This window comes from Pseudomonas marginalis (assembly GCF_008692035.1).
In the GTDB taxonomy this organism is placed as follows: Bacteria; Pseudomonadota; Gammaproteobacteria; order Pseudomonadales; family Pseudomonadaceae; genus Aquipseudomonas; species Aquipseudomonas marginalis.
The window spans coordinates 872,516-898,766 of the sequence record NZ_VTFG01000001.1 but is presented as its reverse complement, the minus strand read 5'-3'; the positions used below and the strand labels follow the sequence as shown (position 1 = coordinate 898,766).

Here is a 26,251-nt window from a genome sequence, read left to right as displayed (position 1 = left end):
TTTTTTGCCGACATTGATGACGAAATCAGCACAGTTCGCCCTGCTCGACAGCACCCCGGGCATGGGGCAATCTGCTTGCCATCAAGGTGACAGCCGGGGAGAGACACTCATGCTTCAACGCGCGTTTGCGAGCCTTTGCCAAGGGGCCAGTCCTCCCCACAGCATCGAGCAACTATTGGCCGGCGTAGCGCAATTGCTGCCGATGCTGGACGTGATCCCCAATGCCGCCATCTTCATCAAGGACCTGGAGGCCCGTTACGTCCTCGCCAACCGCACCCTGGTGCAGCGCTGCGGCCTCAAGCAGTTGCAACCGTTGCTGGGCAAGACCAGCGCCGACGTCTTTCCCGCACCATTGGGGCCGGGCTATACCGAGCAGGACCGGCGCGTGCTGCAGCAGGGTTTTGTGCTGGAAGACCAACTCGAACTGCACCTCTACGGCAGCCGCGAACCCGGTTGGTGCCTGACCCACAAATGGCCGCTGTACAACCACGAAGGCCGCATCATCGGCCTGGCCGGGATATCGGTCGACCTGCAATCGGCCAGCCAGACCCACCCGGCCTACCAACGCCTGGCCGCTGTGGACGAGCACATCCGCACGCACTTCAACCGCCGAGTCACCCTCGGCGAACTGACGCGCATCGCCGGGATTTCCGTGGCGCAACTGGAGCGCTACTGCAAGCGCGTGTTCCACCTGACACCCCGGCAGATGATCCAGAAAGTACGCTTGGAACACGCCCATCGGTTGCTGCACAGCGACATGCCGATTACCGAAGTCGCGCTGCAGTGCGGCTATACCGACCACAGCGCGTTCACCCGGCAGTTCAAGGCATCGACGGGGTTTACGCCGAGGCAGTATCGGCAGGCGACGGGAGGGGCAGAAATGTGAGGGCTTGAGTCAGATGGCAGGACGGGGAAAATGGCAATGAGCTATCATGGCTTGCGCCTTCGCGTGCCCTTCCAGATTGCAAGACAGGACGATTCAGTGACTCAAGGAATAGTGCTCAGGTTTCAACGGAGTCTTAAGGCTTTTCTAAAGGCATGGAGGGCTTCCAAGGCTGGCTCCAGGAGTGAGGGGGCGTTCGAACCTCTGACGCCTGTTTTACTCGAGGGCAAGCAAGCGGATCGTTATGAAAGTGAGTTGTTGCACGCGCTCGAAAACGATCAGGTTCGCAATATTGCGATAACCGGCGGCTACGGTGCCGGTAAGAGCAGTGTGATCAGAACTTTTTTTGAGCGTCACCCGGAGTACGAGCACGTACTGGTTTCACTGGCGACCTTCAGCAAGGACACGCCGAAAGGGCCCGAGGCAGAAGCCGATCTGATGTCGCGCATCGAGGAGACCATCGTCCAGCAACTGTTGTACGCAGTGCCCGCCAAGCGACTGCCGAAAACGCGATTGAAGCGCATCGTACAAGCCCCCGCTTCCAGCATTGCGCTGCACACGGTGTTCTTCGCACTGCTGATTGTCAGCGTTCTGCGCATATATCTCCCCTCCGTCAATATGCTCCCGAAGATCGATCCCGCGTGGCTGATTCCCGCGCTGATGCGCCTGCCGGATTGGTGCGCTGTGGTTTTTGCCGGTGCATCGAGCCTGTACATACTCCATTGCGTGTTGAAGTACCTCTCGCTCTTCAGCATCGATGGGCTGACGCTGAAGGGCGGAAAGCTGGAAGCGACCCATCATGGGTCCGTATTGCACAAGTACCTCGACGAAATCATTTACTGCTTCGAACGCAGTGATATCGACGTGGTGGTGATTGAGGACCTCGACAGGTTCGGCATTCAGGACGTGTTCTTCCGGTTGCGCGAGATCAATTTCACCATCAGGCAATCTCCCCAAATCAAACGTCCCGTTCATTTCATCTATGCCATCCGTGATGAGCTGTTTTCCGTGGGTGAAAAGACCAAGTTCTTCGACCTGATCATTCCCGTGATTCCCGTCGTGAACTTGGAGAACTCAGGGGAGAAAATGATGGGCCTGCTGAGGGCAGAGCGCTTTAAAGCGGTGATAGGGCACCTGGATCCGGGGATGATCGAGACGGTGTGCTACTACATCGATGAGATGAGGTTGATCAAGAACATCGTCAATGAGTTCGACATGTTCTCCAGCCTGCTGGGCAGTCATGGTGTGGTGCTGGACGCGAATAAGCTGTTCGCGATGGTGGTGGTGCGCAACCTGTACCCGGAAGCGTTTGCCGATCTGACCAAGCGGCGCGGCACGATCTATTCGGTGTTCAGCGAGTTTGGTGGGTGGCGGGTTGAACAGGAAGAAAAGACAGAACGTCAGATCCTCTTTCTAGAGGATCGAGGCTCAAATACCGAGCCAGCGCGTTTCGAGCAAGAAATCGAACCGTTCAAAACCAAGCTCATCCATATCAAGCGAATGACCTTCAGAGTCGGCGCAAAGCAAGCGTACGGCGAGGTTCTGGCCGGCAAGCTCGCGGGCCTTGACGCCGTGGCCGACCTGATGCGTGCCGGCTTTATCGATACCGATTACAACGATTACCTGAGCTTCTTCTACGAAGGCGCACTGACGCAGGATGACAAGAACCTTATCCTGGCCTTGCGCCGAGGTGAGTCCCTGCCGGTGATGACCATCGTCAACGACCCAGCGAGGGTGCTTGGTAAACTTGAGCATGAAACCCTGGAGGAGGGCCGCGGCTTGATCTGCGGGTTGGTCGAATACCTGTGCAGTCAATACAGCGCTGCCGATGATGGGCCCAACGCAGGGAAACTGTCTACGATCCTTAACACGGCCCCTCAATTCATGGAGCGCTTTGCCGAGACGGTCGGCTCCATTCTGCCGAGCCCGCATGCGTCCGCCTTGATTCAGGCCATCTATCACGTTGATCCCATGCTCTTGGAGACGCTGGTGTTATTTGTGCCAAGCGATCCAAGGCAGGCGTTGCTTTGCGCGATCTTCAGCAGCCTGACCCATGAGCAAGCCGCCGTGCTTGACGGGGGCGACAGCGGTGTTCTGTACAGCGTTCAGGGACTGCCGGATGTTTCCGATCTGGTCCCACTGCTGGCGCAGGGTAAGGGCGCGTGGACGTGGTTGCATGAACAGCCCGTGCAATTTCATAACCTGAGCGATACCACGCGTGCAGATGACCTCAGGCAACTGGTGAGCTTGGGGTTTGTCGAGCCTCAACTGAATATGCTCAGCCTGATTTGTTCAACGTTTGACGTTAAAACAGGCCATGAAGCGCTCGTGACCTACCGTCGGCTATTGGCGTTGCAACTGGATGGCATCGACAAGTTGCTCATTCACTCCCCGAAGACGCTGGTTAAGGCATTGCTGGGGCAGCAGGGGATGCTGGATGAGTCCGCAGAGTCGTTGAGTGCTTTACTGGCGGCAATTGAGGGTGAACCTGAATGGGTGGCGTCATTACTCGAACGAACCGATTGTTCCCTGGCTGTACTTGAGAGCGCTCCTGTTGCAACCTGGGGACGCCTGCTGGACGCTGATAGAGTCAGTGAGACGGCTCAGGCGGTCTGGACGTATTTTCGATCTATTCCTAGAAGGGACGGTCGCCCGCTTCTTTTCGGAAAGGGCAATGCATTGGGCCGCAAGCCAAAAAACGAGATATTGAACAGGTTTCTTGAGCGCCACGTAGATGTCCTGGCTGACACGCTGTGGACGCTGCATCCCGACGAGCATGGTGAGCTGCAACAGTATTTGCTGCGCCAGAAGGCGATCTCGAATGACACGCTTGCACGGTTATTGTCGACGACCCGCCTCAAATCGATTGATGTCTTGGATAACGTTCCGGAAAACCGCTGGGAGCTGCTCATAGTTTCCGACTTCCTGCCGTACACGGACGAGATCAACAACATTGTTAAAGATAACGCCAGTCAACGTGAAGCTGATCGCTTCGAGCAACGCAACCGCATATTCAATGCAACGAATAGCCCCACCACGCCTCATATGACTACACCCGGTGTTATCGACCCTTGATACCGCCGCGGTGGAACCATTCACGACGACAGGTACCACGCTTATGACCGCGGCTGAAAACAACCATGTGAACTGGCTGGTGGAACAATCGATGCTGCACGCGGCACGCCAGCGCGCCAAGCTCTATTCGGGCCAGGGCCGGTTGTGGCAGCAGCCGTACGCGCAGACCCGGCCCCGTGATGCCTCGGCCTTGTCGTCGGTGTGGTTTACCGCCTACCCGGCGTCGATTGTGACGCGTGAGGGCGGTACGGTGCTGGAGGCGCTGGGGGATGAGACGCTGTGGCATGCGCTGTCGAAGATCGGCATCCAGGGCATCCATAACGGCCCGCTGAAGAAATCCGGTGGCCTGACCGGCACCCGGCACACGCCGACCATCGACGGCAATTTCGACCGCATCAGCTTCGAGATCGACCCGCAGTTGGGCACCGAGGCGCAGTTGCAGGCGTTGACGCGCATGGCGGCGGCGCACAATGCGGTGATCATCGACGACGTGATTCCGTCCCACACCGGCAAGGGCGCGGACTTTCGCCTGGCGGAGATGGCCTACGAGGATTACCCCGGCCTTTACCATATGGTGGAGATCCGCGAGGAAGACTGGCCGTTGCTGCCCGAGGTAGCCGAGGGTCGCGACGCGCAGAACCTCAGCCCGGCCCAGGTGGACGCCCTGCGCGACAAGCACTATATCGTCGGCCAGTTACAGCGGGTGATCTTCTTCGAGCCCGGCGTCAAGGAAACCGACTGGAGCACCACGCCGGTGGTCATTGGCGTGGATGGCAAGCCGCGTCGCTGGGTGTACCTGCATTACTTCAAGGAAGGCCAGCCGTCGCTGAACTGGCTCGACCCGACCTTCGCCGCGCAGCAGATGATCATCGGCGACGCCTTGCACGCCATCGACGTGATGGGCGCGAAAATCCTGCGCCTGGACGCCAATGGTTTCCTCGGCGTGGAACGCACCCTCGATGGCACGGCCTGGTCCGAGAGCCATCCGCTGTCGATCACCGGCAACCAGTTGCTGGGCGGGGCGATTCGCAAGGCCGGCGGTTTCAGCTTCCAGGAGTTGAACCTCACGGTGGATGACATTGCGTCGATGTCCCATGGCGGCGCCGACCTGTCTTATGACTTCATCACCCGCCCGGCGTACCAGCACGCGCTGTTGATGGGCGATGCCGAATTCCTGCGCCTGATGCTGCGCGAAATGCACCGCCAGGGCATCGACCCCGGCTCGCTGATCCACGCGTTGCAGAACCACGATGAGCTGACCCTGGAGCTGGTGCACTTCTGGACCCTGCATGCCCACGACACCTTCCTTTACCAGGGGCAGACATTCCCCGGCAATATCCTGCGCGAGCACATCCGCGAGCAGATGTACGAACGCCTGGCCGGCGAGCATGCGCCGTATAACCTCAAGTTCGTGACCAATGGCGTGTCCTGCACCACCGCCAGCATCATCACGGCGGCGCTGGGCATTCGCGACCTGGAGGCAATCAGTGCCGCCGACATTCAACAGATTCGCCAGATCCATTTACTGCTGGTGATGTACAACGCCATGCAGCCCGGGGTGTTCGCCTTGTCCGGCTGGGACCTGGTAGGCGCGCTGCCGTTGGCCGCCGAGGAAGTCGCGCACTTGATGCAGGATGGCGATACCCGCTGGATTCATCGCGGCGCGTACGACCTGGTGGATCTGAACCCTGACGCAGAATTGTCGGCCGGCCAGATGCCACGCTCGAAAAGCCTCTACGGCAGCCTCAACAGCCAGTTGCAGGACCCGGACTCGTTCGCCTCGCAACTGCAAAAGATCCTCGCCGTGCGCCGCGCCTACGACATCGCCGCCAGCCGCCAGATACTGGTGCCCGACGTGCAGAACCCCGGCCTGTTGATCATGGTCCACGAATTGCCGGCCGGCAGAGGCACGCAAATCACCGCGCTGAACTTCGGCGCCACGCCGATCACCGAAACCCTGAACCTGCCGGATATCGCGGCGGGGATGGTGGTGGACATCATCAACGAACGGGTGGAGGGCGACCTGACGGCGGAGGGCGAGTTCACCATTACCCTGGATGCGTACGAGGGGTTGGCGCTGCGGGTTATCAGCAGCACGCCGATGTAACCTCAATCTTCCAAGCACCGAAGAACCCAATGTGGGAAGGGGTGTTGTCAGGCCTGTGGCTGCTTTTCAGCCAACTGAAACCGATACCCCACCCCATACAACGACTCAATCGGCGTTTCCCCCGGGCATACCTGTTCCAGCTTGCGCCGCAGGTTGCGGATATGGCTGTCCACCGTGCGGTCGGTGACCACGCGGTGGTCGGAGTAGAGGTGATCCAGCAACTGGTCGCGGGAAAACACGCGGCCGGCGGCGCGGGCGAAGGTGTTGAGCAGGCGCAGTTCCAGGGGCGTGAGGTCCAGCGCGATGCCGTCCAGCGAGGCCTGGTAGCGGGCTTCGTCGATCAGCAGGCGCGGCGCGCCGGTGCCGAGCAGCTGCGGGCTGCGGCGCAGGATGGCCTTGACCCGGGCCACCACTTCACGGGGGCTGAAGGGTTTGCAGATGTAGTCGTCGGCGCCCAGTTCCAGGCCGAGCAGGCGGTCCACTTCTTCGACGCGGGCGGTGATCATGATGATCGGCACCGCGCTGAAACCGCGCAGGTCCTGGCACAGCTGCATGCCGTCACGGCCGGGCAGCATCAGGTCGAGCAGGATCAACCTGGGCTCGTGGGCACGCACGGCGGGCACCACGTGCAGGCCATTGTCCAGGCACCGGGTGGTATAGCCGGCGGCCTCCAGGTAGTCGCGCATCAGGGCGGCGAGCTTGGGTTCGTCTTCGACGATCAGGATCGGCGGTTCATCGTGCATGGTTCACAGGCTCCGGGGCAGGCGCAGGGTCAGCCACAGGCCGCCGCAGGGCGAGTGGTCGGCAACCAGGCTGCCATCGTGGGCGTTGGCGATGCTGCGGCAGATTGCCAGGCCCAGGCCGGCGCCGCCATGCTCGCGGTTGCGCGATGACTCGCCGCGGTAGAACCGCTCGAACAAGCGTGGCAACTGGCTTGCGGACACGCCCGGCCCGGAGTCGAGAAAGTCGATACGCACCGTGTCGCGGTCGACCCCCACACTGAGGCGCAACCTGCCGTTGACGTCGGTGTAGCGCAGCGAATTTTCCAGCAGGTTGGAAAACAATTGCTGCAGGCGACTGGCATCCGCCAGCAGCTCCATGGGCTCGCGCGGCAGCTCCAGGTCGAGCTGCAACTGGCGGGCAGCGAAGCGTTCCCGGTACATCGCCAGGCTGTTTTCGAGCACGTCGTTGAGCATGCATGGGGCCTTGCGGTAGGTCAGCGCACCGATATCCGCCAGGGACAACTCATACAGGTCATCCACCAGCTTGCTGAGCATGCCGACTTCGCCGAGCAGGGATTTCATCGTATTCGGGTCCAGGCTGCGCACACCGTCCTCGATCGCCTCCAGCTCGCCGCGCAGCACCGACAGCGGCGTGCGCAGTTCGTGGGAGACATCTGCCATGAACTCCCGGCGCATTTTTTCGTTGCGCTCCAGGGTATAGGCCAACTGGTTGAAGTCACGGGCCAGTTGGCCGACTTCGTCGTGGGAGGCCACGGCCACGCGGCTGCTGTAGTCGCCGCCGGCCAGGCGGTGGGTGGCGGCGGCCACGCGCTTGACCGGCTCCAGCAGTGTGCGGGCGATCCACCAGGCAATCAGCATCGCCAGCAGCAGCGAGAACACGCCCATCACCAGGCTGGTGCGCAGCTGGTATTGCTGGAAGCGTTCGCCACCGGCCTCGGTCACGCTCTGGAACGGGGTCACGGCCAGCCAGCCCACGGTTTCGCCCGCGACCACAATGGGGCTCACCAGCGCATCCTCACCAATCGCGGTGTAGCCGGTGACGCGCTTGCGGTCCTTGTCGAGCAAGGCGATGCGAAACAGCGCACCGGTCAAGTCCGAGGCCAGCGGTGTACGTAGGTCATGGGTGACCCGTTCTTCGTCGGGGTCTGGGCGCATGATGTCGAACCAGCGATCCGGGCGGTTGCGCATGAACGCCCAATTGCCTTCGCGCGCATAAGCACTGGCCAGGCGCGGCACCACCGTGGCCATGCGCTCCAGCGCCTGTTCATTGATATAGCCAAGGAACCCGCGGCCAAAACTCCAACTGGTGGCCAGGCCCATGCTGAGGATGACCAGCAGCACACCGGCCGATACCGCGACAAACAGTTTGGTGGAGATACTCAACTTCATGAACAAGGGCCGTAAAAGAGTGGACCCGCCCATTTAGGGCCCCAGGGAGGAAACATTCAACCCAGGCGGGCAATCTTCAATTTTCCTGCACATTTGCCCAGCAGCATGACGGTAAGGCTTGCACCACCCCGTCTTGCAGAGGCAACTATGTCGACCAAACTTTTCGCCAAATACCTGGTAACCGCCGCGGTTCTCCTGTCGTTCGTCATTCTGGTGCTGCTCGGCGGCTGCTCGTCTGGCGACCCCGCGCCCGCAGTCGCCACCCCCAAGGTCTCGGTGATCACTGTGCAGCCCAAGCGCCAGGTCATGACCACTGAACTGGCCGGGCGCACCCAGGCGTTTATGGTCGCCGAGATTCGCCCGCAGGTCGGCGGTATCGTGCAGCAGCGCCTGTTTGTCGAAGGCGCCGAGGTCAAGGCCGGGCAGGCGCTGTACCAACTGGATGCGGCACCCTACAAGGCGGCATTGGCTGAGGCCCAGGCGAGCCTGGCCAAGGCGCGCGCCACCTTGAAGTCGGCACAGACCACCGCCGCGCGTAACGCCCGGTTGGTGAAGATCGACGCCATCAGCCAGCAAACCAACGAAGATTCCCAGGCCACCCTGCTGACCGCCGCTGCTGACGTCCAGGTGGCCCAGGCCGACCTCGACACTGCCCGCATCAACCTGGCCTACACCCGCATCAGCTCGCCGGTGGCCGGGCGTATCGAGACGTCCACGGTCACCCCCGGCGCACTGGTGGTGGCCAACCAGGACACCGCACTCACTACCGTGCAGCAACTCGACCCGATCTATGTGGATGTGACCCAGTCCACCACTGAATTGCTCGCCCTCAAGCGCGACCTGGCCCGTGGCGTGTTGCAGGCCAACGGCGACGGTGAGGCCCGCATCAGCCTCAAACTGGATGACGGCAGCACCTACAACCACGACGGCCGCCTCAAGTTCAGCGGGGTCAGCGTCAACCAGGGCACCGGCACCGTGACCTTGCGTGCGGTGTTCGACAACCCCGAGCATGTGCTGCTGCCCGGCATGTACGTGCGTGGGGTGTTGGAGCAGGCCCGGGATGACCAGGCGATCCTGATCCCGCAAAAAGCCGTAAGCCGCAGCGCCAGCGGCGTGACCTCGGTGTTGCTGGTGGTTGACGGCAAGGTCGAGCAACGCGTGCTCAGCGTTGACCGCGCCGTGGGCAACCAGTGGTGGGTGACGGCGGGTTTGCAGGCCGGTGACCAGGTGATCGTCGAAGGTGGCCAGAAAGTCCGCATCGGCGCCATGGTCCAGACCCAGGCCGCCGATGCCGGCGCCCTGGCGCAGGAGGGTTGAACATGGCGCGTTTCTTTATCGATCGACCGATTTTCGCCTGGGTCATCGCCATCGTGATCATGCTCGGCGGCGCGTTATCCATCAGCCAGTTGCCGCTGGAGCAGTACCCGGACATCGCGCCGCCCACCGTGCGTATTTCCGCCACCTACACCGGCGCTTCGGCCAAGACCGTCGAAGACTCGGTGACCCAGGTCATCGAGCAACAGATGAAAGGCCTGGACAACCTGACCTATATGTCGGCCTCCAGCAGTTCGGCGGGCAGCGCCAGTATCAGCCTGACCTTTGGCGCCGGCACCGACCCCGATGTGGCGCAGATGCAGGTGCAGAACAAGCTGCAACAGGCCGAGTCGCGCTTGCCGCAGTCGGTGCAGAGCGAAGGCCTGACCGTGACCAAGGGCGGCTCGGACTTCCTGATGATTGCCGCCCTGGCCTCGGACAACCCCAGCGTCACCGGCACCCAGATCGGTGACTACATCTCCAGCACCTTGCTCGACTCCATCAGCCGTATCGACGGCGTGGGCGACGTACAGACCCTCGGTTCGGGCTACGCCATGCGCATCTGGCTGGACCCCGCGCTGCTGGAAAAATACGCACTGATGCCGTCGGATGTGAGCACCGCGCTGGAGGCGCAGAACACCGAAGTGTCAGCCGGCCAACTCGGCGCATTGCCGGCGGTGAAGGGCCAGCAACTCAATGCCACCATCAGCGCGCGCAGCAAACTGCAGACGGCCGAGGAGTTCCGCAACGTGGTGGTCAAGTCGAGCAGCGACGGCGCGGTCGTGCTGCTCGGTGATGTGGCAAGCGTGGAGTTGGGCAGCGAGAGCTATGACATCAACTCGGCCCTCAACGGCAAGCCGGCCGCCGCCATGGGCGTGCAACTGGCGGCGGGCGCCAATGCGCTGGAGGTGGGCGAGGCGGTCAAGGCCAAGCTCAAGGAACTGGCGCCGTTTTACCCCACCGAAATGCAATTGAAGAACGTGATCGCCTACGACACCACGCCCTTTGTCAGCCTGTCCATCGAGGAAGTGGTCAAGTCCCTGGGCGAGGCCATCGTGCTGGTGGTGCTGATCATGTTCCTGTTCCTGCAAAACCTGCGGGCCACGCTGATCCCGGCGATCACTGTGCCGGTGGTGTTGCTGGGCACGTTTGGTGTGCTGGCGTTGTTCGGTTACTCGATCAATACCCTGACCATGTTTGCCATGGTCCTGGCCATTGGCTTGCTGGTCGACGATGCGATTGTGGTGGTGGAGAACGTCGAACGGGTGATGAGCGAGCAGGGCTTGTCGGCCCTGGCGGCCACGCGTCAATCGATGGATGAAATCACCAGTGCACTGGTCGGCATCGCCCTGGTGCTGAGCGCGGTGTTTATTCCCATGGCGTTTTTTGGCGGTTCCACCGGGATCATCTATCGGCAGTTCTCGGTGACCATCGTCTCGGCCATGGTGCTGTCGGTGGTGGTGGCGATGACCCTCACGCCGGCACTGTGCGCCACGCTGCTCAAGCCGGGGCATGCGGTTCAACGGGGCTTCTTCGGTTGGTTCAACCGTTCCTTCGAACGCTGTTCCAGCGCCTATGAAGCGTTGGTCGGCGCTGTCCTGCAACGCTCACGGCGCAGCCTGGTGGTGTATGTGCTGATCGCCGCAGCCATGGCGGCGGGTTATGCCAGCTTGCCTACTTCGTTTCTGCCGGATGAGGACCAGGGCATTCTCATGGCGCAAATCCAGCTGCCGGTGGGCGCTACCGACAGCCGCACCCAGGCGGTGTTGCAGCAGTTCGAGGCGTACATGCTCAAGCAGCCGGAAGTCGAGGCGATGATCAGCATCAGCGGCCTGGGCATGGGCGGCAACAGCCAGAACACCGCACGGGCGTTCATTCGCTTGAAGGACTGGAGTGAGCGCTCGGACGATGCCGCCACGATTGCCCAACGTGCCACGTTGGCCCTGGCAAGCATCGGCGATGCCGATGTATTCGTGATGCAACCGCCCGCCGTGCGTGGCCTGGGCCAGAGCTCGGGGTTTGATTTGCAGCTCAAGGACCTCGCCGGTCTTGGCCACGACGCATTGGTGGCGGCGCGCGAGCAGTTCATCGCGCTGGCCAGGCAAGACCCGCGCCTGCTGGGCGTGCGCAGCAATGGCCTGGACGACGCGCCGCAACTCAAAATCAGCATTGATGACCGCAAGGCGGGGGCCCTGAGCCTGAGCACCAGCGACATCAACAGCACCTTGTCCACGGCGTTGGGCGGTACCTATGTGAACGACTTCCTCAACCAGGGCCGCGTGAAGAAGGTCTACGTGCAGGGCGAAGCCAGCACGCGGATGCAAGCGGCCGATCTGGACCACTGGTTCGTGCGCAACAGCAACGATGAAATGGTGCCGTTTTCGTCATTTGCCAGCAGTGCCTGGAGCTATGGCTCGCCGTTGCTGGAGCGCTACAACGGCACATCCTCCCTGGAAGTGGTCGGCGACCCGGCACCCGGTGTGAGCTCCGGCGCGGCGATGGACGCGGTGGAGGCGATTGCCCGGCAACTGCCCGATGGCATCGGCTACGAGTGGACCGGCCAGTCGTACCAGTTGCGTCTTTCCGGGTCCCAGGCGCCGTTGCTGTATGCGGTGTCCATCCTGTTTGTGTTCCTGTGCCTGGCCGCGCTGTACGAGAGCTGGTCGGTGCCGTTCTCGGTGATCCTGGTAGTGCCCCTGGGTATCGTCGGCGCGGTGTGGGCCACTCGCTTTACGGGGTTGAGCAATGACGTGTACTTCCAGGTCGGCCTGCTGACCACCGTAGGGCTGGCAGCGAAGAACGCGATCCTGATCGTCGAGTTTGCCAAGCACCTGCAGGAGCAGGGCAACAGCCTGCGCGAGGCGACGCTGATCGCCGTGCGCCAGCGCCTGCGGCCGATCCTGATGACGTCCCTGGCCTTCATGTTCGGCGTGCTGCCCCTGGCCGTGAGCAGTGGCGCAGGTTCCGCCGGGCGCCGGGCCATCGGCACCGGTGTGCTGGGCGGCATGTTCAGCGCCACGGTGCTGGGGATCTTCTTTGTACCGCTGTTTTTTGTGTTGATCCGTCGCCGCTTTGGCCGTGTCAGCACGACGCCCATTGTCGAAAAAGGTGACGCATGACCCGCTTTCTCTTCCCGTTAGTGGCCGCAGTGGTCTTGAGTGGCTGCATCAACCTGGCGCCACACTACCAGCAACCCGAGGCACCGGTGCCTGGCGAATGGCAAGCGGGTGTGCAGGGTGAGGTGCCGGCCGACATCCAGTGGCAGCAGTTCTTTACCGACCGCCGCCTGGCACACCTGCAAACCCTGGCCCTGGCCAATAACCGCGACCTGCGCCTGGCCAGCCTGAATATCGAGAAGGCCCAGGCGCAATACCGCATCCAGCGCGCAGCGGCGTTCCCGACCCTCGACGCCAGCGTCAGCGGTACCCACAGCCGCACGCCGGGCTCGCTGTCCAGCGGCGGCACGGCCGTCACCAGCCACGACTACAGCGCGCAATTGGGCCTGAGCAGCTATGAGGTCGACGTGTTCGGCCGCGTGCAGAACCTGCAGGACGAAGCGCTGGAAGACTACCTGGCGCTGACCGAAACCCGGCGCAGCACGCAAATCAGCCTGGTGGCAGAAGTGGCCACCGCCTGGCTGACCCTGGCCGCCGACAACGAGCACCTGCAACTGGCCGAAGAGACCCTGGCCAGTCAGCAGTCCACCTACGAACTGACCCAGCGCAGCCACGCCCTGGGTGGCTCCACGGCGTTGGCCGTGGCCCAGGCGCAAACCACCGTCGAATCGGCGCGGGTCGATGTGGCCGAGTATCAGAGCCAGATCCTCCAGGACCGCAACGCCCTGCGCCTGCTGGTCGGCAGCGACATCCCCGATGCCTTGTTGCCCGACGCCCACCTGCGATCGGCAGCGGCGTTGGTGCAGGTGCCGGCCGAGCTGCCGTCGAGCCTGTTGCAGCGGCGCCCCGACGTACTGGCGGCGGAGCACAGCCTCAAGTCCGCGAACATCGACATTGGCGCGGCCCGCGCGGCGTTTTTCCCCAGCATTAGCCTCACCGCGAATGCGGGCTCCGCCAGTGCGTCACTGTCCAGCCTGTTCAAGGCCGGCAGCGGCGCGTGGACCTTCGCCCCGAGCATCAGCCTGCCGATCTTCGATGCCGGCAGTAACCGCGCGACCCTGGATGCGGCCAAGGTCGAGAAAGAGATCCAGGTGCAGACCTACCAGCAAACCCTGCAAACCGCATTCAAGGAAGTCGCCGACGCCCTGGCCGTGCGCAGCACCCTGGACCAGCGCCTCACCGCCCAGCAAGCGTTGACCGAGGCGAGCCAGAAGAGCTACGACCTGTCCGACGCGCTCTACCGCGCCGGCTCGCAAAGCTACCTCGAAGCCCTGGATTCCCAACGCTCGCTGTACAGCGCCCAGCAGGACCTGATCACCCTGCGCCTGGCGGAGCAGAGTAATCGGGTGAGTTTGTATAAGGTGATGGGGGGAGGGTGGCAGTAAATATGGCGAAGTCTGTACAGCAGTTCAGCGTCGAACGGTTTTGGAAGCGCGTTATGGATTTGCTAGCGAGATGAACTTCATTGTCTTGTCACTCAGCACTGACAGATCATCAGCCGTGATGCGTATACGAAGGTTGCTGTCTACACCGCTGGAGATTTCACAACACCCAAACAACGCAATTGATGCGGGTTTGCCCTTGGATATCCAGTAATCAAACAACGCAGCGTACAGACACTCGGACAGCTCGTCGAACTCAAGCCGTTTTTTGACGAATAGGAACAATTGCTCAAGATTTCGGAGATCGTCTTTCTTGTTGTTGAAGTCTTTACAGGCGAGGGTCAAGGTGTTCGCAAAAAAGAGGTTCGTGCAACGTCCTGTTTGGCTGCCAAAGGCCGATAAATGCCGGGTAAATTTTGCAAGGCAAATTTGCTCGATAGACAGTACAGCTATACCTTCACGAATTAGCTGCAGGTTTTGGGCAAGCATCCACACCACGCCGTCATCGTCACTGAGTAGCGGGCAGAGAGTGAAAAGTTTTTCGCAGTTGCCGAGAAAACCCTCGCAGTCGCGTGCTGCCAGCGTGAGGCTGAGGCTTCGTCCCCATAGTGACAAGTGCGCCTGGCCTGCTTCATTCGAATAAGACACGTTGAATACCACTTGGATTTGACTCGCCAGGGCTAAAGCGCTTCGTAGGTCATTTTCAAGCAGTCGCGCAGTCTGCGCGTTGAATACCGCTTTGGCCTCCATGGCGATTGCGACTGCCGGGTCGCTGACCCGTGCGACGTAGCGTTCTATTTCAGGATGCAGTTCGAGTACCTTTGCTGGCGTTTTTAGTTTCGCGTATGCGTACATGATATTGACCAATGCCCAAGTTGAACTGACGTGGAAAGGCTGGTCCAGGTTTCCTTGTTCAATGCCCTGTCCCACCTGTGGTGCCAGCAAAGGAAGGCAGCGTTTGGCCAGCGGGATCAGTTGGCTACTTAGCGAGTAAGTATCGCCCAAGGGCTCACTAAGGTACTTGGCGACTTCTTTGTAAAGACGCGCCAGGAGTGTGTTCAGCTCAGAGGAAGCGCCAAAATTCGTTTGGAGGATTTGGGCAGAAACCAGCGCCTCAGCCAGCATCTCTTCATGGTGGTTTTGTATAGCTGCCATGGCAACGTTCACAATAGCGTCCCCCCAGAAGAGCTCAAACTTGTCGTCTGGATGTTCTATGACTTCGGTGACGAACTGCCTGGCTTCCAGATTGACTGCGCGCGCACGCGCTACGTCGACTTGTTTCTTGACTGGGTCAACGATCAGGTGCATAAGCGCTTTGAGCTGCCGGTACGCCACTTCTCGATCGGCGGGGAAGTGTTGTGCCAGCCTGGATAATAGCTCGCAAGTACGATTGATTTGCGCCGCAGACGGTTTTTGCGTGCCGAGTTTGATCATCGCGTTATAAAGCAGCCGTGCGAGTAGGCTCAGCGCAAACTTATGAGTTGTCGGCACCTTACAGGCGACCGCCGTCAGCATGTCGAGTAGACGCAGATATCCTGGGAGGCAGATCGTGGTTTTTTTCAACGCATCCAGGGTTTCGAGCAGGTTGTAAGGGTGGAGAGTCCATGCCGAACTCAAGATAGCCTCAAGCGAGGCGTCGGTTAGAGTCGGCAGTGCGGTAGCGGGCGCGAACTGCATTTGAGGGCGCCACAATTCATCGATAAAGAACTCGCCGATCAGGTCGGGCTGCAGGATGCCTCTCGGAGGGCAGACCTCTAAGGCTGCTTTGGTAGTCGGCGCTAACTGTGTTGCAGGAATCAGCTGCGCAAGGTCATCCCAGAGTTGTTGCTGTTGTGTGCTCAACAGTTCGAAGATGTGCTCATGCTGTCTCAAGTCTTCGACGGTGGGGATCCGATATGTCTGGGTCTTGGGGTCTTTGACCAGCAGGTAGTCCGACTCATCATCGCCGGTTCGAACAAGTACCCGGTGATCCTCCTGGAGGATATCCAGGCCGCGAATAAGAGTGGCCACTGCGAGCAACTGCACGAGCCTTGGAAACAGACCTGTGTCATTGCATCTGGTTTTCCAGCGCTGCGCCTCACGTTGCAGCACCGGCAGCAGCAACTCGCGCAAGGCGGGCACGTGAGTATCATTTGGCGCTCGGCTGAACGCCCCTGCAATCAGCGCAATCAACAAAGGACGGCCTTCGCTGACGTGCATGACCTGCGTCCAGAACGGTGAGGACGGCGGTGGCAGTTGCTCCACGACCGCTGGTGCTCCGGCTTCTAGCCAGGCCCGTAATATCTCGCCAGCCTGTGCACTCAGCGCGGTCAGTTCGCGCGGCGCCTGGTACTGATTGTTTCTAATCAATGTCGCGGTGGTGCTTTCAGTGAGGACCAGCTCTTTCCACCAGTCTGCGTTTTCATTTGCTTCTCGCTCAAGCAGTAACACACGCAACTTCGAACTCAGGCTATCGCCCAGTGCGCAGCACATTCTTAACAATGCCTTGAGCGCTTCAGAGTCCCGTGCCGCATAATCGAACACCAGCAGAGTGGGGCGTTGCAATTGTTGAAGTTGCTCGACGGTCGGTAGGTTTTTCGCGTCGGTGAAGCCGCAATACCAGTTATCTTTGTACTTGAGCTCAAGTTCATGGGCCAAGCGCGTCTTGCCAATTCCCGCGGGACCACACAGCGTCCACCAACTGAATGGCGACGGGCTTTCCATGAAGTCCGCCAGTACGTCCAAGTCACCGCCACGCCCCAGCAGCGGAATCTTACGTTCGGCGAAAAACAACCAGCGGGGAGTGAACGGCGGGATTTCCTCTTGGGAGACTTCAGTCCTGAGCAACCAAACGGGACGGTGCGCGGGGTCTTCAGCATGGCGATAACTTTTAAGTATCTTCCACACCACCAGAAGCGGTTCTGGCGTTAGCTTGGCAGCCTTTTTCAGCAGGTCGGTGTAGTCGAGAATATCCGTCTTGGCATTGAATGCCAGCCGGCTTCCCACCACTTCATCAATAGCCTTTTGAAAATAGCTTTGCTGTTTATTGGTCAGCACATAGACGATGACCCGTGTGTAGGTTTTGTCCAGGTCGTGGTTCAAGAACTTTGCCAGTGTGTTCTTTACTTTTGTCAGGGTGGTGGTGCCAGATATTTGGATGCCGATCTGTTTGACCTCATCCCCCAGGTCGATGGCTGGGTAGTCCTCTTTCTCTTCGTTGAGGTTACGCAGGTCCGGCCAGCCCATGATGGTTTGGAATAGGGGCAGAACGACTTTTTCTGAGATCCTGTGGACGTCGAACAGACCCATTGCCGTGCTGGCTTCGACATTCTTCACCAACCAGATGAATTCGTCTTTGACTTCAAGCAGCAACTTCTGGTGATCCATAGAACGCCTTCATCCTTGAAAAATAGGGTGTGTTTCGACTCTGTAAGCGAGGCGAATCTACCGTTATCACACGTTGCTCTCAAGTCGTAGGACGAAGGGGGCTGGAAAAAGCCGCCCAAGGCGGCTTTTTCCAAGAGGTTGGATACCCGGGCGTTGAACTATGGCCGCCGCTGATCCTGCGCCGCCTGTAACACCCGCAGCAGATTCCCGCTCCAGATATTCGCCACCTGCTGCTCGCTATACCCGGCATCCAGCAACCGCTGGGTAATCACCGGCAACTGGCTCACATCGTCCAGCCCGCTTACGCCACCGCCGCCGTCCCAGTCGGCGCCGATACCGACGTGGTCCGGGCCGGCCACTTCCAGCAGGTGCAACAGGTGCTTCATGAACACATCGAGGCTGGCCTTGGGTTGGGCGAAGCGCTGGTTGAGGCTGTCGCGTTCCTGATAGAGCGCCTTGACCTGTTCCGGGCTGAGGGCGGCAAGGTTGTGGAAGCGTGCGCCGAGCGCGGCCATGGCTTTGTTGCGATCCGGGTTGGGCGTGAGGGGGATCAGGTAGTCGCTGTAGGCGTTGACCTGGATTACCCCGCCCTTGGCCGCCAGTTGGCGCACGCGGTTGTCGTCGAGGTTGCGTGGGTGCGGGTTGACCGCGCGGCTGCTGGAGTGGGAGGCGATGAGCGGGGCGCTGGACAACGCCAGCATCTGGTCGAACACCGCGTCGCTGGCGTGGGACACGTCGAGCAGGATGCCCAGGCGGTTGGCTCGTTGCACCAGGTCGCGGCCCTTGGGGCTCAGGCCTTTCCATTCCGGCAGCGCGGTGGCCGAGTCGGCCAGGTCGTTGTTCATGAAATGCACCAGGCCGAGCATGCGCAGGCCTTGGCGGTAGTAGGTGTCGAGCAACTCGGGATCGGAGCTGAGTGGATCGGCGTTTTCCATGCTGATAAACACCACGCGCTTGCCTTGGGCCGCGATACGCCGGGCGTCGGCGGCGGTCAGGGCCAGGGCGAAGCTGTCGGGGTTGCGGTCGATCACATCGCGGATGCGGGTGAGGGTGGCCAGGCCATAGGCGCTGGCGTAGGCGCGGCCTTCCTCGGTGCGTGGGCCCTGGGGGGTGTAGACGGCGAAGAACCCCCCATCCAGGCCGCCTTCGCGCATGCGCGGCAGGTCGACTTGGCTGCCGTCCTGGCGATAGTCGTGGCGCTCGAGGATGTTCCAGCCGGGGCGCGTCAGGGTCAGCGGTGTATCCAGGTGGCTGTCCAGCACCAGCAAGCGCTGGTGCAAGGCCAGGGTGGTGGGACTGACGGCGGTGTCGGCGTGGGCCAGCAGTGGCAGCAGGGCGAGCAGCAGCAGGCGCTTGTTCATGCTCAGAACTCCATGCTCAAGGTGCTTTGGAAGGTGCGCGGCGAACCCGGGCGGAACACGGCGGGGCCACTGGTGCTGGTGAGGATGTAGCCCAGGTAATCCTTGTCGAACAGGTTGTCGACATTGAACCGTAACTTCACATTCTTCAGCGGGCCGTAGTGCAGGCGCTCGCCCCCCAGATCCAGGTAGGCGTTGTACAGGGTGTAGCCGGGCACCGATTCACTGTTGGTGAAGTTGCTGTAGCGCTCGCCGATATAGCGTGCCGAAAAGTTCAGCAGTGCCCATGGCGCCAGTTCATAGGTAACCCCGGCCTGGGCAAGCCAGCGCGGGCTGTCGGGCACCTCGTTGCCTTTGATCGAAAGGCCGCCGGCGTCGTTCCGGAACGTGGAGGTGTTGTAGGTCAGGTTGCCGTTGAGCACCACCTTGTCGGCCAGGATCGGGGGTTTCCATTGCCCGCTCAGCTCGCTGCCGTAGGCCTGCACTTTGCCGACGTTCTGGTAGTAGGTTTCCACCTGGCTGCTGCCGGGCACGGCTGAGGCGAAGGCTTGCAGGCGGTTATCGAAGTCGGTGCGGTACAGCGCCCAGGCCGCGTTGAAGGTCGGCCGGTTGATGCGATAGCCCACCTCGTAGTTCTTCGCCCGCTCCGCCTCCGGTGGCGGCGCGCTGGGGCTGGCCGCGCGGAAGATGTCGTCGGCGCCACGGGGCAGGGCCATGTTTTCCGAATAGGAAGCAAATACCTGGGTGTCATCGGTGAGGTTGTAGACCAGCCCGGCCTGGGGCAGGAAGGCGTCGTTCCACTGGGTGGCCAGGCGCGGCTGGCGGTCGTTGATGTAGTCGCCGGCGTTGCGATAGCCCTCGATGCGGTACTTGAGGTGCAGGCTCTTGAAACCGAACTGCAGGCGCAGGCGGTCGTCGAGCAGGGTCCAGGTGTCCTTGAGGTGGTACTGCAACGAATTGCGCGTGGAGCTGAAATCCCCTTGCAGGTGCACCGGCTCATTGAGCAGCGGCTCGCCGGCCGGGCTGCCGTCGGTGAGGTTGTAGCGCGCCTGCTGGCGGTTGAACACATCGGTCTCGGCCCACACACCGGTGTCGATCTGGTGCTGGCCGATGTCCCATTGCAGCCCGGTGCGCCCGCCGAAGCGGTGGCCGCTGAGGGACGACAAACCGTATTGCACGCCCCGTGGGGCAAACAGGCCATCCACCGTGTTTTCGGCAGTGTGCAGCGCCAGGGAAGTTGCGTAGGCCTCGGGGGACACGCCAAAGCCCTTCTTGGCCTCGTAGTAGAGGGTGGTGTAGTTGAGCAGGTCCGGGCGGATCTCGAACTGGCCGCCCAGGCTGTACAAGGTGTCGCGGCGCTGGTTCACCGCCTGTTTGTAGAACTGGTTGTAGTTGGTGTTGCTGTAGCGCACGCCGGGCACGCTCTCGGGTAAGTCGGGCAGGCTGCCGAGGTAGGCGAAGTAACGGCCCGAGCGACCGAACGGGTCATTGGCGCTGCCGTCGTACTGGGCGCTGCTCACGTAGGGCGAGTCGTAGTCGTAGAACGCGTTGTGCACGGCGCGCAGCCACACCTCGTCACGTTCACCGAAGCGATAGCGCACCTTGGCTTCCAGGTGTTCACGGTCGATGGTGCCGGGGCCGCGCCACAGGTCGCCGTCGATTTTCGAGCGGCTGAAATACGCCGACAGGCCCTGGTATTCGCCGCTTTGCAGCTTGACGAAACTGCGCCGCAGGCTGTCGCTGCCGAGGGTGTAGGACAGGCTGGCGCCCGGCTCGAGGGTGGGGTTGCTGGTCTGGTAATCCACATACGGGCCCAGGGACGCATAGCCCGATTGCGACACGTCGCCCGCGCCGGTGGAGGCGGTGACCCGCTCGGTGTTTTCATTGTCGACGTAGCGATAGATCGGGCTGCCGCCGAACTGATCGGTACGGCCCAGGGGCACACCGTCGATGGAAAAGCCGATCTGCTGCAGGTTGAAGGCGCGCACGAATACCGAGTTGCCGAACTCATACAGGCCCAGCGCATCGTTGACCTGCACGTTGAAGCCGGGCAGCGCCTCGAGCATTTTCAGCCCCGAAGTGCCGGCCGGCGCCGACAGCAACGCCTGGTGCGAGATGCTCAGGGTATTGCTGATCTTGTCTTCGCCAATGGCGGCGCTGGCTTCAGTCACGCGGGCACCGACCACCTCGACTTTGCTCAGTTGCGGTTCGGTGGAATCGGCGGCCTGCGCCGCCCAGCTTGAATCGGCGACCAGCAGGCTGGCCAGCAGGGTCTTGCGGTACTGAGCAATCATTGTCTGTCCTTGGCAAAGGTGTGGCGTTAAAGCCCGGCGTGGGCTTGGGCGAGAAACTCGGGCTGGGCCCACTCGTGCACGCTGAAGTCGTTCTGCAGGAAGCCGCGTTGCACCAGGAAGTCCTTCTTCAGCTCCAGGGCCGCCAGGTTCTGCGGCGCCAGGTTCGGTACAAAATCCAGCTCGGCGATGGCACGGCGGATAAACCCGGCGTCCGGCAGGAAGGTCACGCGGGTGAACAGCTCGGCGGCGGCATCGCGGTGCTGGTTGATCCAGCGCCCGGCGCGGATCGCGGCGCGCAGGAACGCCACGACCACCTGGGGATGCTCTTCGGCAAAGGCACGGTTGACGGTGGTGGCGTAGGGGCCGTTGTGGTTTTTCAGGGTCCAGTCCGGGTAGCGTTCCAGGTCTTCGATTACCGTGAATTCACCGCTGGCGAGCAGCGCCGGCACATGCCCGGCCGCGACATGCAGCGCATCCACACGGCCTTCGGCCAGGGCCTGCACCTCATGCCCGGGTTTGCCATGCAGCCCATGCAGTTGCGACCAGAACGCCGAAGGCCGCACGGCCGGCAGCAAGGTCTGCGGGTCACCTTCATCCTCCAGCTCGATCAGGCGCACTTGCGACGGCTCCAGCCCGGCCAGTTGCAGGGCATTGAACAGGCCATGCTCGGCCAGCGCCTTGAGCACATCGACCCGCGCCGTGTTGCGGCTCACCGGCACGCCGATGCGCTTGCCGAACAGGTCGGCGACCTGGCGGATACGCCCGTCGGCACGCACCAGGATCTGCCCGGCGCGTTGGGTGGCGGTGCTGGCCACCAGCAACGTATCGGCCTGGTCGGCGCGCGCCCACAAGGCCGGCACCGCGCCGCCGTCGCGAATCAAGCGGGCTTCGCCATGGGTGAAGTGCGGCAGCCAACCGAGGTTGTCGGGCAGTGAGCGCAGGTAGATCGCGTCGGCGCCGACGCGTTGGTATTCCTCGTCCAGCCAACCGAGTTCAACGGCAATGTTGGACGCGACCAGCAGCGGGCAAATGCTGTAGTGGGTGGGCAGTGTTTGGCTCATGGCAGACTCCTTGGTGAATGGGGGGTGGCGCTTAGGCGTTCGAGGCCTTGTTGCAGGTCGGCGAGCAGGTCCTCGACCGCTTCCAGGCCCACGTGCAGGCGCAGCAGCACGCCCGCTTCAATCTGTGCCGAAGGGTGGCGTTGCTGTTGGCGAATCAGGCTCTCGAAACCGCCCCAGCTGGCGCCCATGGCGAATAACCGCAGGCTTTCCAGGAAGGCCTTGGTGTGGGGCTCGAAGCGCGGCTTGAGGACCACGCCGAACAGCCCGGTGGAGCCGAGGAAGTCACGCTTGAACAGGTCGTGCCCGATGGTCCCCGGCAGCGCCGGGTGCAGCACCTGGGCCACTTCGGGACGCTGTTGCAGCCACTGCGCGACGGTGAGCGCCGAGCGCTGGTGCTGGCGCAGGCGTACACCCAGGGTGCGCAGGCCACGCAGGCCCAGGTAGGCGTCGTCGGCGCTGGCGATATAGCCCAGTTGGCGGACGGTCTCGCGCACCGTCGAATACAGGGTTTCAGTGGTGACGATCACGCCGAGCATGGCGTCGCTATGGCCCACCAGGTACTTGGTGGCGGCATGAATCGAGATGTCCACGCCGTGGGCGAACGCCTTGAAGAACAGCGGCGTGGCCCAGGTGTTGTCGAGCATCAGCAGTGCGCCGTGGGCATGGGCGACGCGGGCCAGGGCGGGAATGTCCTGGACCTCGAAGGTGCTGGAACCGGGTGCTTCGGCGTACACCAGGCGCGTATTCGGGCGCAGCAAGCCGGCGATGTCGGCACCGAGCATCGGCGCGAAGTACGTGGCCTCAATGCCATAGCGCGGCAGGATCTGGTCGAACACCTGGCGCGCATGCCAATAGCAATTGTCGGTCACCAGGATATGGTCGCCGGCCCGCGCCACCGCCAGCACCGCGCCGACAATCGCCGCCAGCCCGCTGGGCATGATCAGCCCGCGAAAGCCGCCTTCCAGCTGCGCCACGGCGTCTTCGAAGGCGGCGGTGGTGGGGTTGCCGTTACGGCCGTAGATATGCCCGCGATAGTGCGGGTCGGCGGCCTGTTGCAGGTGGTTTTCGAGAGTGCCGGTGTCGGGCCAGATAAAGGTCGAGCTGCGATACACCGGGGTGTTGACGCTGCCTTCGTGGCTGGCGGGGTCGCGTCCCAACTGGGTCAGCAGGGTATCGTCATGCATGGGGTCAGTGCTCATGTGCGCTCCAGCCGTTTGGCCAGGCGGGAGAGGGGGTAGATGTAGACAAAGAAGGCGATGAACACCAAGCCGTAGGCGGGCAGCAGTAGGTCGTTGCGCAGTTGCGTGGACAGGTGCGATTGCACGGTGGTCATCAGCTCTTCCACCCCCAGCAGGTTGGCCAGGGAGGTGGACATGGTCACCGCGCAATACAGGTTCATCCACGGCGCCACCAGGCTGGGCAGGGTCTGCGGGATGATCACGTGGCGCAGTGCCTGGCCGTGATGCATGCCCAGGGCCTGGGCGGCTTCCCACTGCCCCAGCGGCACCGCGCGTACGGCACCGCGCACGATCTCCGAGACATAGCCGACAGCGGGCAGCGCCAGGCCCAGTGCGACCTTGAGCCAATCCGGCAATTGCCACCAGCGCCCGGCCCAGTGCACTTCATAGGGCAACAGGTAGGCCACATAGAACATCACCACCAGCCACGGCAGGTTGCGCAGCAGGCGGCTCAGGTGCCCGGCACCACGACGCAGGCGCGGCCGGGCGCTGACCTGCAGGCTGCCGAGCACGACACCGGCCAGCGTGGCCACCAGCATCGCGGTGACGCCCATGAGGATATTCAGGCCGAAGCCTTGCAGCAGCGCCGGCGCCCACTGCCACAACAGTGCGGGCCAGGACGGTTCAGGCAGCATCGGGCAACTCCTGGCCTGGCAGGCGCAAGTGGTTTTCCAGGCGGCGCAGCAGCCAACTGCTGGTGCCGATCAGCAGCAACCAGACCAGCAGCAACACCTGCATCATCTCGGCGACGTTGAAGTTGTCCGACCAGATCCGATTGCTCGCATAGAGCAATTCCGGCACCGCAATCGCGTAGGCAATCGAGGTCGACTTGATGGTTTGCACCACCGTATTGCCCATGGCCGGCAGGCTGTTGCGCAGCGCCAGCGGCAGTACGATATGGCGCAGTACCGTGGTGCCCTGCATGCCGAGGGCGGCGGCCGCGTCGAGGGTGGCGCGGGGCACGGCATCGATCCCGGCGCGCAGGTTCTCGGCCTGGAACGCGCCGCTGTGCAGGGCGATCACGATGATCGCCCATTGCGTGCCGTTGAGCAGCCGCACACTGGTGTCGTCCGCCAGCGGCAGCCAGGCGCCGACGCCGAAGTAGAAAAAGAACAGCTGCACCAACAGTGGCGTGTTGCGAAACAACGCGACGTACCCCGCGCTCAACCGGCGCCACAGCGAGCGGCGCGAACCCAGGCCGGCGGCCCCCCACACACCGATCACCAGGGACAGGGCAATACTTGCCACCGACAGCAACAGTGTCAGGCCCAGGCCGAGCAGGAAGCGCTGGCGGTCCATCGGGTCCCACAGGATGCTCAGCGACAGGCCATGCTGTTCCAGCCACAGGCGCAGGTTGGCCTCACTCATGGCTGGCCCGCGCATGCTGCTGCGCTACCCAGGCATTCGGCGCCAGGCCGTAGCGCTGTTCCAGGCCGATGATCACGCCCTGGGCATGCCAGCCTTCGACGATGCTCGACAGCGCCGCCAACAACGCCGGCTGGCCCTTGCGCAAGGCGATGCCCCACGGCGCCGGATCCTGGCCCGGCAGCTTGACCTCGTAGTCGGCCCATTCCGGCTGGCGCGCCAGGGCGCTGTACAACGCATCGTCACCCATCGCCCCCAGGCAACGGCTGTCGGCCACCGCCTTGCGCACTTCGGCCGTGCCGTTGAACGAGGCGAACTGCACGCCGTAGCGCGTTTCAAACGGGCGCACCCAGACACTGGTGGCGGGCGCACACAGGGTCTTGCCGCGCAGGCTTTGCCAGTCCGGCACGGCGGTGCTTTTCGGCGCAAACACGGTGGCGGCCGAGCTGTAGAAACCGGGGCTGGCAAAATCCACTTCGCGCCGCCGTGCGGGAGTGTCGAGCAGGGACGTGACCAGCACCTCGCAACGGCCCTGTTCGAGAAACAGCAAGCGGTTGAGCGGATTGACTGGCACAAGTTGCAGCTTGAGCGGCTGGCCGACCTTGGCAGACAGCTGCTGTTGCAGGTCGACGATCAGGTCCAGGATCAACCCGCCGGGCTTGCCTTGGGCATCGAAGGTCTTGAAGGGGGGGAATTCGTCGCTGGTGCAGACATTGAGGGTGCTACGGGATTGGGCCCGTTCCAGCAGGGGTTCGGCGTGGGCGTGGAGTGCGCCGAATGCAAAAATAACCAACAGCGCCCGCTGCCAAAGTGACCTGTCGTAAGGGCCGGGGGCAAGTCGAATCGTCGCACCGCCCCTTCCACTTTTATCAGGGCGATGGGCGAGCGCACTCATGTCGCACTCCAGCCCAGGCGCGACCGCTGCGCCGCGCCGCTGGGAAAGGGCTGCGGCGTACCGAGCTGCTGCGCCAGGAAGGTCAGGTAGGCCGCTTCTTCCAGGTTCACCAACAACCGTGTCGCGGCCAGCACGTCCCGTTCCGACCAGGCAAACGGCCCGTGATTGGCCAGCAACGCCGCCGGCGCACGCGGATGTTCACGTAACGCCGCCACCACCGGCTCCGGCGCATACCGCGGCCCCCACGCGGTCAGCGGCACCTCCTGGTCTTCATCCAGAATCCCCAGCAACTGCGTGGCATGGGGGCGCAACGCTCGCCCGGCAATCGCGAAGGCGGTGAGGTACGGCGAGTGCGTGTGAATCACCGCATTCACCAAGGGCCGCTCGCGGTAGATCGCCACGTGCAGCGCCGCCACTTCCTTGAGGTTGTCGGTGAGGCTGCCCTGGCTGTGTTGCAGGTCGAAATCGACAATCGCCGCCACGCCACTGTCGGCGCCGCTGAGCGAGGCGATCACCAGCCGTGCTTCGCCGGGAATACGCAGGCTGATATTGCCCGCCTCATTGCTCGACAACACCTGGTGCTTGATCAGCAGTTGCTTGGCCAGGGCAAAGTCGTGTTCGAACACTTGGGTAAAACGCACAGGATCAAAGCTCATGGGAACTCC

General features: G+C 62.3%; 17 protein-coding genes. 6 read left to right on the top strand and 11 right to left on the bottom strand.

From position 1 onward, the window contains the following. Window positions 1-109 precede the first annotated feature (109 nt). From FX984_RS03845 to treS, 3 genes are read left to right on the top strand one after another with little or no spacing between them, the layout of a single operon-like run. Complete coding sequence (locus tag FX984_RS03845) at window positions 110-886, top strand: AraC family transcriptional regulator (RefSeq protein WP_146476266.1); 777 nt, start codon at window positions 110-112, stop codon at window positions 884-886. A 36-nt stretch (window positions 887-922) separates the two neighbouring features. Continuing rightward, window positions 923-3,958: a YobI family P-loop NTPase gene (locus FX984_RS03840; protein ID WP_455710201.1), complete on the top strand. Its 3,036-nt coding sequence runs from the start codon at window positions 923-925 to the stop codon at window positions 3,956-3,958. 43 nt (window positions 3,959-4,001) lie between these two features. Continuing rightward, a complete protein-coding gene (gene treS, locus FX984_RS03835) occupies window positions 4,002-6,065 on the top strand; it encodes a maltose alpha-D-glucosyltransferase (RefSeq protein WP_141606488.1) in 2,064 nt (687 codons plus the stop codon). Between the two features lie 47 nt (window positions 6,066-6,112). Here treS and FX984_RS03830 read toward each other — a convergent pair whose 3' ends face one another. Together FX984_RS03830 and FX984_RS03825 are read right to left on the bottom strand one after the other, a co-directional pair. Further along, window positions 6,113-6,808, bottom strand: coding sequence for a response regulator (locus FX984_RS03830; protein ID WP_027606710.1), 696 nt, complete (start codon window positions 6,806-6,808; stop codon window positions 6,113-6,115). 3 nt (window positions 6,809-6,811) lie between these two features. Beyond that, window positions 6,812-8,197, bottom strand: coding sequence for an ATP-binding protein (locus FX984_RS03825; RefSeq protein WP_146476271.1), 1,386 nt, complete (start codon window positions 8,195-8,197; stop codon window positions 6,812-6,814). Window positions 8,198-8,344: 147 nt separating this feature from the next. Here FX984_RS03825 and FX984_RS03820 point away from each other — a divergent pair, with 147 nt between their 5' ends. The 3 genes from FX984_RS03820 to FX984_RS03810 are packed head-to-tail and all read left to right on the top strand — an operon-like array spanning window position 8,345 to window position 14,012. Continuing rightward, window positions 8,345-9,514 carry an efflux RND transporter periplasmic adaptor subunit gene (locus tag FX984_RS03820; protein ID WP_146476273.1) on the top strand — a complete coding sequence of 390 codons (1,170 nt, stop codon included), beginning with the start codon at window positions 8,345-8,347 and terminating at the stop codon, window positions 9,512-9,514. A gap of 2 nt (window positions 9,515-9,516) precedes the next feature. Continuing rightward, window positions 9,517-12,630, top strand: coding sequence for an efflux RND transporter permease subunit (locus FX984_RS03815; RefSeq protein WP_146476275.1), 3,114 nt, complete (start codon window positions 9,517-9,519; stop codon window positions 12,628-12,630). After that, window positions 12,627-14,012, top strand: a complete 1,386-nt coding sequence (locus tag FX984_RS03810) for an efflux transporter outer membrane subunit (protein WP_027606706.1) — start codon at window positions 12,627-12,629, stop codon at window positions 14,010-14,012. The genes FX984_RS03815 and FX984_RS03810 overlap by 4 nt, the downstream gene beginning before the upstream one ends. Before the next feature lie 51 nt (window positions 14,013-14,063). Here FX984_RS03810 and FX984_RS03805 read toward each other — a convergent pair whose 3' ends face one another. The 9 genes from FX984_RS03805 to FX984_RS03765 form a co-directional block, all read right to left on the bottom strand. Then, window positions 14,064-17,375 carry an SMEK domain-containing protein gene (locus FX984_RS03805; protein ID WP_027606705.1) on the bottom strand — a complete coding sequence of 1,104 codons (3,312 nt, stop codon included), beginning with the start codon at window positions 17,373-17,375 and terminating at the stop codon, window positions 14,064-14,066. A gap of 158 nt (window positions 17,376-17,533) precedes the next feature. Next, window positions 17,534-18,736: a dipeptidase gene (locus FX984_RS03800; protein WP_146476277.1), complete on the bottom strand. Its 1,203-nt coding sequence runs from the start codon at window positions 18,734-18,736 to the stop codon at window positions 17,534-17,536. A gap of 2 nt (window positions 18,737-18,738) precedes the next feature. Next, entirely contained in the window at window positions 18,739-21,027 is a 2,289-nt protein-coding gene (locus FX984_RS03795) for a TonB-dependent receptor (protein WP_146476279.1), read from the bottom strand. Window positions 21,028-21,053: 26 nt separating this feature from the next. After that, window positions 21,054-22,088 (bottom strand): ABC transporter substrate-binding protein, encoded by a 1,035-nt coding sequence (locus FX984_RS03790; RefSeq protein ID WP_146476280.1) that lies wholly within the window; start codon window positions 22,086-22,088, stop codon window positions 21,054-21,056. Then, window positions 22,085-23,287 carry a cystathionine beta-lyase gene (metC, locus tag FX984_RS03785; RefSeq protein ID WP_146476281.1) on the bottom strand — a complete coding sequence of 401 codons (1,203 nt, stop codon included), beginning with the start codon at window positions 23,285-23,287 and terminating at the stop codon, window positions 22,085-22,087. The genes FX984_RS03790 and metC overlap by 4 nt, the downstream gene beginning before the upstream one ends. Next, window positions 23,284-23,961 carry an amino acid ABC transporter permease gene (locus FX984_RS03780; protein ID WP_092357127.1) on the bottom strand — a complete coding sequence of 226 codons (678 nt, stop codon included), beginning with the start codon at window positions 23,959-23,961 and terminating at the stop codon, window positions 23,284-23,286. Before FX984_RS03780 ends, metC begins: the two co-directional genes overlap by 4 nt. Then, a complete protein-coding gene (locus FX984_RS03775) occupies window positions 23,951-24,694 on the bottom strand; it encodes an amino acid ABC transporter permease (protein WP_051429379.1) in 744 nt (247 codons plus the stop codon). Before FX984_RS03775 ends, FX984_RS03780 begins: the two co-directional genes overlap by 11 nt. After that, window positions 24,687-25,586 (bottom strand): transporter substrate-binding domain-containing protein, encoded by a 900-nt coding sequence (locus FX984_RS03770; RefSeq protein ID WP_146476282.1) that lies wholly within the window; start codon window positions 25,584-25,586, stop codon window positions 24,687-24,689. The genes FX984_RS03775 and FX984_RS03770 overlap by 8 nt, the downstream gene beginning before the upstream one ends. Then, window positions 25,583-26,242, bottom strand: a complete 660-nt coding sequence (locus tag FX984_RS03765; RefSeq protein WP_027606698.1) for a class II aldolase/adducin family protein — start codon at window positions 26,240-26,242, stop codon at window positions 25,583-25,585. The genes FX984_RS03770 and FX984_RS03765 overlap by 4 nt, the downstream gene beginning before the upstream one ends. Window positions 26,243-26,251 lie beyond the last annotated feature (9 nt).